The 12,594-nt window shown below is 41.3% G+C and carries 8 protein-coding genes; 1 reads left to right on the top strand and 7 read right to left on the bottom strand.

From position 1 onward, the window contains the following. Nucleotides 1-223: 223 nt before the first annotated feature. The 7 genes from K1I94_RS07575 to K1I94_RS07605 form a co-directional block, all read right to left on the bottom strand. Complete coding sequence (locus K1I94_RS07575) at nt 224-1,150, bottom strand: ATP-binding cassette domain-containing protein (RefSeq protein WP_223314951.1); 927 nt, start codon at nt 1,148-1,150, stop codon at nt 224-226. A 10-nt stretch (nt 1,151-1,160) separates the two neighbouring features. Continuing rightward, nucleotides 1,161-2,228 (bottom strand): ABC transporter ATP-binding protein, encoded by a 1,068-nt coding sequence (locus tag K1I94_RS07580; RefSeq protein WP_223314952.1) that lies wholly within the window; start codon nt 2,226-2,228, stop codon nt 1,161-1,163. 8 nt (nt 2,229-2,236) lie between these two features. Beyond that, the gene (oppC, locus tag K1I94_RS07585) at nt 2,237-3,163 is read right to left on the bottom strand and encodes an oligopeptide ABC transporter permease OppC (RefSeq protein WP_002920135.1); all 927 of its coding nucleotides are present in this window, start codon (nt 3,161-3,163) and stop codon (nt 2,237-2,239) included. Continuing rightward, nucleotides 3,163-4,659, bottom strand: a complete 1,497-nt coding sequence (locus K1I94_RS07590; RefSeq protein ID WP_223314953.1) for an ABC transporter permease — start codon at nt 4,657-4,659, stop codon at nt 3,163-3,165. Before K1I94_RS07590 ends, oppC begins: the two co-directional genes overlap by 1 nt. A 64-nt stretch (nt 4,660-4,723) precedes the next feature. Next, nucleotides 4,724-6,700 carry a peptide ABC transporter substrate-binding protein gene (locus K1I94_RS07595; RefSeq protein WP_168956492.1) on the bottom strand — a complete coding sequence of 659 codons (1,977 nt, stop codon included), beginning with the start codon at nt 6,698-6,700 and terminating at the stop codon, nt 4,724-4,726. Nucleotides 6,701-6,933: 233 nt separating this feature from the next. Further along, a complete protein-coding gene (locus K1I94_RS07600) occupies nt 6,934-8,904 on the bottom strand; it encodes a peptide ABC transporter substrate-binding protein (protein WP_223314954.1) in 1,971 nt (656 codons plus the stop codon). Nucleotides 8,905-9,077: 173 nt separating this feature from the next. Continuing rightward, a complete protein-coding gene (locus K1I94_RS07605; protein ID WP_223314955.1) occupies nt 9,078-11,033 on the bottom strand; it encodes a peptide ABC transporter substrate-binding protein in 1,956 nt (651 codons plus the stop codon). A 292-nt stretch (nt 11,034-11,325) separates the two neighbouring features. On the opposite strand from K1I94_RS07605, the gene pbp3 reads away from it, so the two are divergent. Next, nucleotides 11,326-12,594, top strand: coding sequence for a D-alanyl-D-alanine carboxypeptidase PBP3 (gene pbp3, locus K1I94_RS07610; RefSeq protein ID WP_223314956.1), 1,269 nt, complete (start codon nt 11,326-11,328; stop codon nt 12,592-12,594).

Raw genomic sequence — 12,594 nt, forward strand, 5'->3', positions numbered from 1 at the left:
CACTTGGTTCGTCTTGTTCAGTTTTCAAAGGGCTTTGTCTTTCGCGACAACTATATTAGTATATCACCTATACCACCACCCTGTCAATACCTTTTTCCGATTTTTTTAAAAAAATTATTGTTTTTAAATTAGTGGTTGATATTACTTACCTTTGTGGCTGGTCAATTGACTTACATTCTATCTCTTTTTCATGAGCAAAAAAATGCCCTTTCGGACATTTTTTCTATTCTTGTTCTTGTTTATACTTTTCGAGTTCAGCTTTATTAGCCCAGACATAATGTCCTGGACGAATCTCAGACATTTCTGGCTTATCAACAGAATAATCGTGCTGTTCAGGATCATAGACCTTCAACACTTTTTTACGCTCTAAGATTGGGTCTGGGATTGGAACAGCCGAGAGCAGGGATTGTGTGTAGGGATGGACCGGATGGTTGAACAACTCCTCTGTCTCAGCCACTTCTACAATGACTCCTTTGTAAATTACGGCGATACGATCAGAAATGAAACGGACCACCGAAAGATCATGGGCAATAAAAAGATATGTCAAGCCTAATTCTTTTTGGAATTTTTTCAAAAGATTCAGAACCTGAGCTCGGACAGACACGTCCAAGGCGGAGATTGGCTCATCTGCAATTACGAAATCTGGCTGCATGACCAAAGCGCGAGCAATCCCAATCCGCTGACGCTGTCCACCAGAGAATTCATGAGGATAGCGGGTTAAATGCTCGGCCAACAAGCCGACTTCATTGATGATATCTTTGACTTTTCTTTGACGATCTTCTTCACTGTCAAACAAGTGATAATTGTAGAGACCTTCAGAAAGGATGTAGTCAACAGTTGCACGCTCATTCAGACTGGCAGCTGGGTCTTGGAAAATCATCTGAATCTTACGAATCAAGTCTGCTTCTTCTGCTTTAGACTTTTTCCCATTAATCTTTTTGCCTTCGTAGAAGATATCTCCTGCACTGGTGTCATTGAGGCCGATGATAGCTCTACCAATAGTAGTCTTACCAGAACCTGACTCTCCTACAAGAGAGAAAGTTTCCCCCTTATTGATGAAGAAATTTGCATTTTTTACTGCTACAAATTTCTTACTTCCTTCGCCGAAGGAAATTTCTAAATCTTTAATTTCAACTAATTTTTCAGTCATTTCCTTCCTCCTAAGCTTCTAATTGATTGAAGCCCATTTTTGAACGAATTTTTTCATGTAGGTTTTCGATAATCTCTGGTTTATGAACCTTAGGTGCATCTTCGTGGAGTAACCAGGTCTTAGCCCAATGAGTATCAGACACATTGAAAGGCGGCGCCGCTTCTTCAAAGTCAATTGACATAGCATAGTCAGACCGCAAAGCAAAGGCATCTCCTTTAATTGGCGAATAAAGGGACGGCGGAGTTCCAGGAATCGAGTAGAGCGCACCGTTTGCATCTGCTAGCTGAGGTAAGCTGGATAGCAAGCTCCATGTGTAAGGATGTTTTGGCTCGTAGAAAATTTCTTCAACTGTACCGTATTCGATAATCTCACCAGCATACATAACCGCAACCTTATCTGCAATACTAGCTACAACTCCAAGGTCGTGCGTAATGAAGATGGTTGTGAAATGATATTCTTGCTGCAAGGATTTGAGCAAGTCAATAATCTGCGCTTGAATGGTTACGTCAAGGGCGGTCGTCGGCTCATCGCAGATAAGAATATCCGGACGGCAAGCCAAGGCAATAGCGATAACAATCCGCTGACGCATACCACCTGAGTATTGGAAAGGATATTCTTCAAAACGTTTTTCCGCATCTGGAATTCCAACCTTACTCATGTAATCAATGGCCATTTTTTTAGCTTCTTTGGCTGATTTTCCTTGGTGCTTGATAATGACTTCTGTAATCTGGCTTCCAATGGTGTTAATGGGATCCAAGCTTGTCATAGGGTCTTGGAAGATAGTCGCAATTTTTGCACCGCGAATCGGCTCCCAATCCTTATTAGTCCGAAGAGTTGTCAAATCTTTGCCGCGGTAGTCAATGGTTCCTTTAGCTACACGGCCGTTTTCTTCTAACATACCAGTAAAGGTCTTGGTTAAGACAGATTTACCCGAACCAGATTCACCAACAATAGCCAGCACTTCTCCTTCAATCAAGTCCAATGAGACACCGCGAATGGCGGTTAAGACTCGGTCGCGAACATCGAATTCCACGACAATATCGCGAGCAGTCAATATTACATTTTCATTCTTTGTCATATTTACTCCTATCTATGCGTACGTGGATCGCTGGCGTCGGCTAAGTTTTGACCAACTACGAAGAAGGTAAGGGATACCAAAATCAGAGTTGTGAGTGGAATCCAAAAGAGGTAGGCATTGGTCGTCACGTTTTGAGAATAATCTGAGATCAAGCGTCCCAAACTTGGCACTGTTACAGGAAGACCTAATCCAAAGAAAGACAGAAAGGCTTCGTAAGAGATAAAGCTTGGCAGCATCTGTGAAGTAGTCGTCACGATAACGGATACTAGCTGCGGCATAATGTTCTTCGTTACAATCTTGAGAGTCGGTGTACCAAGGGTACGAGAGGCAAGGTTGTACTCCAAATCCCGATAGCGCATAATCTGCACACGGATAGTGTAAGCAATGCCAACCCAACCAGTAATCGTCATGGCAAAAATCAGATTCCAGAAACCAGCACCGATAGAGTAAGTCAAGACGATGACAATCAAGAGGGCTGGGATATTTGAAATGATATTGTAGACTTCCATCATGACGCGGTCAACTGTTTTGGAAATTCCCCAGATACCGCCGATGATAACTCCGATAGCCAGATTAATAACTGTCGCAATAATCGAAATAAGAATGGAGTTACGAGCACCAAACCAAACACCATCAAAGAGAGACTTACCATTACTATCTGTTCCAAACCAGTACTGAGCACTTGGCTTGATATAACGCATGCTAAAGTCGTTTACCTTACTCACGTCATTAAAGTCGAAGTTTGAAAACATTGGATAAATGAAGCTCATGAGAATAATGGCAATCAGAATCCCTAACATGGTAATGGTTGATTTCTTTTTCAGAAATTGACGCATGACTGATTTCCAGTAAGAGTAGGCTGGAGCATCAATCGTTTCAGAGGCAAAATCGTCACGTTTGACAAATTGGAATTTGCTTTTATCAATTGTAGCCATTATTTACCTCCTTTTGATGTTAACTTGATACGTGGGTCCAGTACAGTCATCAGAATATCACCCAGCAAGAGGGCAAAGATAGACAGACATGTGAAGATGAATACAAGACCAACAACCATAGAGTTATTGGATGCCTTAACGGAATCAATCAACATCTTACCCATACCAGGGAAAGCAAAGACTGTTTCTGTCAGAGTCGCACCTGCAATAACACCAACGATAGAAGCTGGGATACTAGATACCAGCGGCACCATAGCGTTTTTAAAGATGTGCTTGTTAGAAATTTCTTTTTCAGAGAGTCCCTTCGCACGCGCAAAGCGGACAAAGTCCTGAGACTGCAAGTCAATCATATACCGGCGAATCCAAACAGCTGTCCAAGGAGCACTCAAAAGCCCTAAAATAACAGCTGGAAGGACATAAGAACGCCAATCTCCCGCTCCCAAGATTGGGAAGGAGTCTGGAAGACCAACAGTAGACCCCGCCAAACGGACGATGTAGACCAAGGCGATGGTTGGAAGGGACATCATAAAGGTCAAGCCAGCAGTAGAAATGCTATCAAACCATGTATTCTTAAGTCGAGCCATGTAGGAACCGAGCGGAATAGCAATCAGATAAGACAGAGCCACACCAATCAAACCAATAATGGCTGAGCTGGTAATCATGGACGGATTTTGATAGTTGCTTTGAGTCGCTGTATAGGCATCTCCCTTACCAAACTTAGCAATGTCCTGTGAATCGGCTTTGCTTGGTGTCTTATAGGTACGAGAGTAAATGTTAACAGACGATGTCTTTTTACCTGTTGGGAATTGAACTTCAGAAGACTTAGTTTGTCCTTGTCCCTGTGTAATAACCTGCAGAACAGGGATATTAGCATAGGTCGGATAAGAATTACCTAAATTAAAGGTAATAAAGTTCTGGTGGACAAATGGAAACTGACCATTAAAGTAAAGCAAATATTTATGCTTGGTACCAGAACCCACAAGAGACCAGCCAACAGAAGGATCATTTTCAAACCGGATATAACGCTCTAGGTTTGGATTCTCCTCATCTTGGATAACATTTGGATGGTCAATTTGAATCAAATTAGCATAGAACTCAAAGACACGTTCATAAACAGGTACTTCACGTACAGCATAGAATTCTCCGCTCAGTGGGAATTTCTGCAATTTCCAGCCATTACCGAGTTTATCAATATACTTCTGATAAATCTTCTCGTTTGCTTCAGTAGCTTCTGTGGTAACAGAAGAATCTTCCTTACTGGCTTTCTCCTGCAGCTCCTTAGTATCATAATAGTCAATGTAACCCATCCGCTCAAAGATGGTGTTTTCATAGTTAGTCTTTTTATCTTTATTGGTCGCTATCTTATTATAGTTAGGATCCTGCTTGAAAATCAACCTTCTTGGCACCATAGTATAGATAATGGCATAAGTCAGGGTCGTCACCAAGAAAATCGACATAATTGAGCGTAAGATACGCATAAAAATATATTTTTTCATTTATCGTTTCCTTTAAATTCCAAAAGAACTTTCTCCTCTATTAGAGAAAGTTCTCTTAGCAAGCTTATTTCACGTGGTCTGCTAATTCTTCTTGAGCTTTTTTATTAGATTCCGCACGTTCTTTATTCCATTTTTCCTGAGCGCTATTATAATCTTTTGTCGTTACAGGCTCATCCTGCAATTTCATGTATTTATAACTTGCTGCTTCACGCGCCTTAGCACCAGACCAAGCAAACGGTGCTGAGAAAGGCACTACCTTAGTCAAGGTTGGACGACCTGTTCTAGAAGTTACCGGAATCAACAAAGCACTATCAGTCAGCCAAGCCTGAGCAGCCGCATATTTTTCATAACGCTTGTTCAAATCTTGCTTTTCTGCACCAGCTTCGTCAACCAGCTTGGTATATTCATCCAAACCAACTTGTTTCGCTGCGGCATTATCTGTGCCATCAAATCCTAAGAAGGTCTTGGTGTTTTCACCACCAGGTTTGATAACATCAAGATAGGTAGATGGATCTTGATAGTCCGGAGACCAGCCGACATTATCTGAAATATCCCAGTCCTCTTCAGCAGCAGAAGGAGCAAACAAGGTAATGTTAGTCACTTCATCCTTAGACAATTGGTGAACATCAATCACAACATTATCTGTTCCCAAAGTCTTCTCAATGGATTGCTTGAGGGATTGAACGCGCTGTACTTTAGAAGTAGCTGTTTGATCAACCGGAATGTCCAGATGAATTGGGAATTCCACTCCATCAGCTTTCAAAGCTTCTTTTGCTTTAGCGAATTCAGCCTTTGCTTTGTTCTCGTTATAGAGACCATCTTGACCATCTGAGAAGTCAACGTCTTTCCATTCGTCGCCATAAGTTACTACTTTTTCCTTAACTAAGTCACCGAAGGACTTGTCACCAGCCTGCACAAATGTAGGTGGGATGTAAAGGTTACGAAGAAGTTTGTCTGCTCCGTCCTTACCATTAATCTGAGATGCATAGGACTCACGATTGAAGGCAAAGGTCAAAGCCTGACGGAAGTCCTTGTTAAGCAAGGCTTTCTTAGTTGAAGTCTTTTGAGCTTCTGATGTCTTAGCCGTATGATTATAAGACTGGCGATCAATGTTAGTACCTACTAAGAAAGTTGAGGCATCTTGAGGTGTATAGACGATATTATCTTTAAAGTCTTTTTCAACCTTTTCATAAGTCGCACTAGTTGGGAAAAGTCTGGCTGTTGTCAATGCGCCTTGGCTGAACTGCTCAGCAGGTTTTCCTTGATCTTGTCCATCATAGAAAGAGAGTTTAACTGCATCTACGTGAACATTTTCTTTGTCCCAATAATTAGGATTCTTCTCAAATTGGATTTCAGATTTTGAAGTCAATGATTTGAGCAAGAAAGGTCCGTTGTAAAGCAAGCTTGTTGGATCAGTTGCTTGAGCGAACTTATCACCTTGGTTTTCCAAAAAGTCTTTGTTTACTGGGTAGAGAATTCCCATTGTAGTCTTAGAGTTCCAGAAACTTTCTGGCTCATTAAGAGTATACTCAACGGTATGATCATCAACTGCTTTGATTCCTACTTCTGAGAAATCAATCTTCCCAGAAATATAGTCCTTAAGCCCTTTTACAGAATCCTGAACCAAGTAGATTGTTTCAGATTTATTGTCTGCCGCATACTTAAGACCTGTGACAAAGTCTTCTGCTGTCACATCTGCGTACTCTTCACCTTCAGAAGTATACCACTTAGCATCTTTGCGAAGCTTGTATGTATAGGTCTTCCCATCTGGTGATACAGTCCATTTTTCTGCCATTGAAGGAACTAAGTTTCCATATTGGTCGTTTTCTAAAAGACCGTCAATGACATTTGCTGTCAAGTCTGTTGTAGCAGCTTTACTTGAAGTGAGATAGTTCAAGTTTTCAGGATCTGTCTCGTAGATATAATTAAAGGTGTTAGAACTGCCTGATTTTGTGTTTGGCTTAGAGCCTGAGCAAGCTGCAAGAAAGCCAGCTGCAAGAAGAGTAACTCCTGCTAGTGCAAGGACTTTGCTTTGTTTCATATGGGTTTCTCCATCTTTTAGATTTTTAGATTTAATTAAGATTATAGCATAGATAGTGCTAAAAGTAAAATAAATTTTCAGAATATTAAGTTAGCTCACTAATACCCTAAGATGTTTATGCAATTGGTTTTCTCGGATGTTTATTATCTAGGACTAGACAACCTTCAAGCTGACCCATTTCGTCTTCAAAAATCATCAAAAATCCCACTGTTGAACAATGGGATTTTCTTGATTTATTTGATATGTTCCGCGAGTTCTTCTTGAGCTTTTTTATTGGATTCTTCCTTTTCTTTTGCCCATTTTTCACGCGCTTTTTCATAATCTTTAGTCGTTATTGGTTTATCTTGGATTTCAACATATTTAAAGCTGTATTCGCCCTTGTTTCCAGTCCAAGCAAATGGTCCTGAGAATGGAACAACCTTACGGACACTTGGTGTTGCACCAGATGACCAAGCTGGCATCAACAGAGCACTGTCTGTCAGCCAAGCCTGAGCTGCAGCATATTTTTCGTAACGTTTGTTAATATCCTCGTTTTCCGCAGCTGCGTCTTCCAAGAGCTTGTCATACTCTTCAAAGCCGGCCTCTTTAGCTGCTGCATTATCTGTTCCAGGGTCAAAACCAAAGTAGCTGTCAACATTCTCACCAGTCTTAGAGCCAGTGATTTCCAGATAAGAAGATGGATCGTTATAATCTGGACTCCAGCCAAGATTATTATTCAAGTCCCAGTCTTCTTGGGATGCAGAGGTCGCAAAGTAGGTGATGTTATTCAACTCATCATCTGTCATCTGCTGAATATCAATCACCACATTGTCAGAGCCAAGATTAGCTTCAATAGACTGCTTCAGTGACTGAACACTCTTAACGCCATTGGTATCTGCTGAGCTGACCGGAATATCCAGATGAATAGGGAATTCCACTCCTTCTGCCTGCAGCGCTTCCTTAGCTTTGGCAAATTCTACCTTGGCTTTTTCTGGATTATAAAGACCATCCTGAGCGTCGTCTAATTTGACTCCCTTCCACTCATCACCGTAGCTAGCCAGATTTTCTTCTACAATGCTGCCGAACTCTTTACCATTAGCTTGAACAAAGGTTGGCGGAACAAAGGTATTACGAAGCTGCTTGTCTGCTGCTTCTTCGCCATTGGTTTGGGCAGAATAGGCAGTACGGTCAAAGGCAAAAAGCAGAGCCTGACGGAAATCTTTATTGAGCAGTGCTTTCTTAGTGGAAGATTTCTGTGCATCCGTTGTCTTGGAGGTATGCTCGTAAGACTGACGGTCGATATTAGTTGTGACAACGAAGGTTCCTGAACCTTGAGGAGTGTAGACGATATTATCGCCATACTGTTTCTTCACACTGGCAAAGTTGGAGCTATTTGGGAAAAGACGAGCAATGGTGTAGTTGCCGTCAGAGAAGCCACGCACCAGCGATTCTGTATCTTGCCCATCGTAGTAAGAGAATTTGACAGTATCAATTTTCACCTTTTCCTTATCCCAATAGTTTGGATTCTTCTCTAAACTAATTTGAGATTTCGAAGTGATGGATTTCAAGATAAACGGACCGTTATAGAGGACACTAGTTGGATCTGTCCCCTGAGCAAACTTGTCACCTTTTGATTTCAGAAATTCTTCATTTATCGGGAAAAGAATCCCCATGGTTGTCTTAGAATTCCAGAAACTTTCTGGCTGATTCAAAGTATACTGAACAGTAGAATCATCCACCGCCTTAACACCAACTTGGGAGAAGTCAGTTATTTTACCATTAACATAGTCGTCCAAGCCTTTAATGGATTTTTGAACGATATAGAGACCATCAGACTTGCTGTCTGCAGCATGCTTCAGACTGGTCACAAAGTCCTTAGCAGTTACATCTGCATACTCTTCACCATCAGAAGTATACCATTTCACTCCCTCACGAAGCTTATAAGTATAGGTCAGACCATCCTTTGAAACGGTCCAATCTTCCGCTAGAGAAGGCACTAAGTTACCATACTTATCGCTTTCCAGCAAACCATCTACTACATTAGCCATAATCTCATTGGTTGCCCGCTTATTGGACACAGTGTAATCCAGCGTATCTGGATCTGCCGTATAAACATAGCTATAGTTTTTCCCAGATGAATTGGAGCCGCCAAACGAACAGGCAGCCAAAATTCCTGCAGAGAGAATGACAAGCCCAGCAGCTGCAGCTAACTTAGATGTTTTCATAAACTTCCTCCAGTTTTCATTAAGATTACTTTCATTATAGCACTTCTGCGACAGGATGTAAACGCTTCAATGTAATGGAGGCCAACATAAAAAGAGAGAACAAAAATGTTCTCTCAACTAAATAACTTGATTCAGGACAGCCACAAAGAGACAAACTTTTGCTGTTCAAAATCTTATTTGATATGTTTTTCTAGCTCTTCTTGGGCTTTTTTATTGGATGCTTCCTTTTCTTTTTCCCATTTCTTAAGAGCAGCTTCATAGTCTTTAACTGTCACAATATCATTTTGGAGCTCCATGTTCTTAAAGACATAAGTATCCCCTTTGATTCCGACATAAGAGTAAGACTTGGTAAATGGAACAACCTTCTGAACGACTGGTGAACCACCCGCAGAAACACTAGGAATAACAATGGAGCTATCTGTCAGCCAAGCTTGAGCTGCTGCGTATTTAGTATAACGAGCGTCGGTATCTTGTTTTTCTTTATCCGCCTCATCCAATAACTCTTTGTATTCGTTCAAGCCGACTTTATTGACGATATCTTGATTTTTCCCTTTTTCTAATCCTATATTATCCAGAATATCACCAGTTTCTGGGTTGAAAATATTCAAATAGGTAGATGGATCTTGATAATCTGCTGACCAACCAGACATGTTGAGGTCGTAGTCTTTCTGAGCTGCTGTTTCTGCAAAGTAGGCTGAATTATCGTAGTCATCTGTGGACATTTGCTGAACATCAATAACGACATTTTCTTGACCAAGCGCTGCTTCAACAGACTGTTTGAAAGAGTTGGTCCGCTGTACCAAGACTTTGTCAGTCTGATCCACAGGAACATCGATATGGATAGGGAATTCAACGCCTTCTGCTTGCAAAGCTTCCTTAGCCTTAGCAAACTCTGCCTTGGCCTTGTCAGCATTGTAGATGGTATCTTGGGCATCTGTCAACTTGACACCGCTCCACTCATCGCCGTATGTAGGAAGTTTGCTCTCTACTTCATCTGAAAAATCTTTACCATCAACCTGCACGAAGCTAGGAGGAACAAGCAAGCTACGGATAAGTTTAGTCGCTCCATCTTTACCATTCATCTGAGCTCCAAAAGATGTCCGGTCAAAGGCAAAGTTAATCGCCTGACGGAAGTCTTTATTTTGAATAGCCGCTGTAGTCGCTGTCTTCTGAGCATCTGTGGTCTTAGACGAATGATTATAAGCCTTACGATTCAGGTTGAAGCTAAAGAAATAGCTGGTTGAGTTCTGTGGTGTGTAGATAATATTGTCTTTGTATTGCTTTTCTACAGAAGCGTAGTTAGAACTTGTCGGATAAAGCCGCGCTTGAGAATAGGCACCGTCTGAGAAGTTGCGGATCAGTGATTCTTGGTCTGAACCATCATAGTAAGTCAGTTTTATATTTTCAACCTTGACATTGTCCTTATCCCAGTAGTTCTGGTTTTTAGCATATTCAATGACAGACTTAGAAGTGAATGCTTTCAGAATATAAGGGCCATTATAAAGAATGGAAGAAGGTTTTACAGTACCAAAATCTTTTCCTTTTGATTCCAAGAATTCCTTGTTAATCGGAAAGAGAATCCCCATAGTCGTCTTGGAATTCCAATAACTTTCTGGCTGGTTAAGAGTGTACTCGACAGTATAGTCATCGACAGCCTTGACGCCAACTGTTGAAAAGTCATTTGACTCACCCTTGACATAGGCATCCAAGCCTTTGATAGAGCTTTGGACAATTGGAAGAGCCTCTGATTTTTCATCTGCTGCGTGCTTTAAACCAGTTACAAAATCCTGGGCTTTGACACTTTCATATTCCTCTCCATCTGAAGTGTACCATTTAGCATCTTTACGAAGCTTATAGGTATAGGTCAGACCATCCTTTGAAACAGTCCAGTCTTCCGCGATAGATGGAACCAGATTACCATACTTGTCATTTTCCAAAAGACCATCGACCAGATTTGAAGCCACATCAGAAGTCGTTGCCCGATTGGAGTTTACATAGTCCAAGGTATCAGGGTCAGCAATATAAACATAAGAGTATGTATTGCTGGCACTAGAGCTTCCACAAGCAGCTAAAATCAGTGTTGACACGACTGTCAGTCCCGTAATGGTCAACCATTTAGATTTTTTCATGAGCATTCTCCTTCTCAATTTATATTGTATTATTATACAATATTTTTTTATAAAAACAAACGCTTTATGTAAAAAAATAATAATTTTCTATTTTTCAGTCCGTTTAACTGTGTTTTTTCAAATATTTTTCTATTTTGTGAGATTTTGTGAAAGATGCTTTTATAAAAAATCTTTTAAAAGAGATTGCTCTACTTTTCTTTACATTTATTTTGTAATCTTTTATTATCCTTGATTTGTAAAAGAAAAGAGAATTTTATGATACAATGGTTATATCTTGTTTTAGGGGAAAGAAATGAAACGATTATTCCTATGTTTACTAGTTTTGGTCGGAATGACGACCAACAAGGTTGCAGCAGATGATTTCAACATTGCCGCTAAGAGTGCAATGGCTGTGGACGCTACTTCCGGAAAGATTCTCTACGAAAAAGATGCTAATACTCCAATTGAAGTCGGCTCCATCACCAATCTTTTGACCGTCTATCTAGTCTATGAAGCCATTGACAGAGGAGACTTGACTGCCGATACTTATGTTGATATTTCAGACTATGCTTACAATCTGACAGCTAATCCAAATATCAGTAATGTCCCTTTGGAAGCCAAACGTTACAAAGTCAAGGACTTGATTGCCGCCTCCTTGATGTCCAGCTCCAACAGTGCCACGATTGCTTTGGCTGAGAAGGTTGGAGGCAGCGAAGAAAATTTCGTCGAAATGATGAAGGCCAAGCTCAAAGAATGGGGAATCACAGATGCTACTATTGTGAACTCCACAGGGCTGAATACTCTTCTTCTAGAATACGCAACTGAAGAAACAGAGTATAGCACCTCAGCTAGCACAGCTAAAAAAAGCAAGGACACTGAAAACAAATTCAGCGCCTACGACTTGGCTGTTATCAGCCGGCATCTGATTATGGACTTCCCTCAAGTGACAGACATCACGTCCAAGTCTACAGCCAAAATCGCGGGCACGAGTCTTGAAAACTATAACTTCATGCTGGAAAACCAGTCCAACTTCCGCTCAGGTGTAGACGGACTCAAAGCCGGCAGTTCAGATAAGGGAGGCTCTTCCTTTGTTGCGACGACTACTGAAAATGGTATCCGCATGATTACTGTTGTGCTGGACGTTGAGCAAACCGACGGCGACCCCTACGCACGCTTTGTAGCCACAGCGTCTTTAATGAACTATGTTTCGCAAAACTTCACCCAGACGACTATTGTGGCTGAGGGGGAGGCCTACAATAAAAGCAAGTCAACCGTTATTGACGGCAAGCAAAAGACCGTTCCAGCCGTCGCCAGCAAGGATTTCACCATCATTGAGCGCATCGCCAATCAGGCTGAGCACAAGGTGGAATTTTCTACCAACGAAAAAGGCTTTCAAGCTCCGCTGAAAAAAAATACTGAACTCGGAACCTTGACCTATACCGACCCTGAACCGATCGGCCAAGGCTATCTGGAAAACAAAGCACCTTCTGTCACAATGGTGGCAGGCCAAGAGGTGGAAAAAAGTATTTTCTTCAAGGTCTGGTGGAATGACTTCGTCCGCTATGTCAACGAGAAACTATAA

The sequence above is a fragment of the Streptococcus sanguinis genome, assembly GCF_019929145.1.
In the GTDB taxonomy this organism is placed as follows: domain Bacteria; phylum Bacillota; class Bacilli; order Lactobacillales; family Streptococcaceae; genus Streptococcus; species Streptococcus sanguinis_U.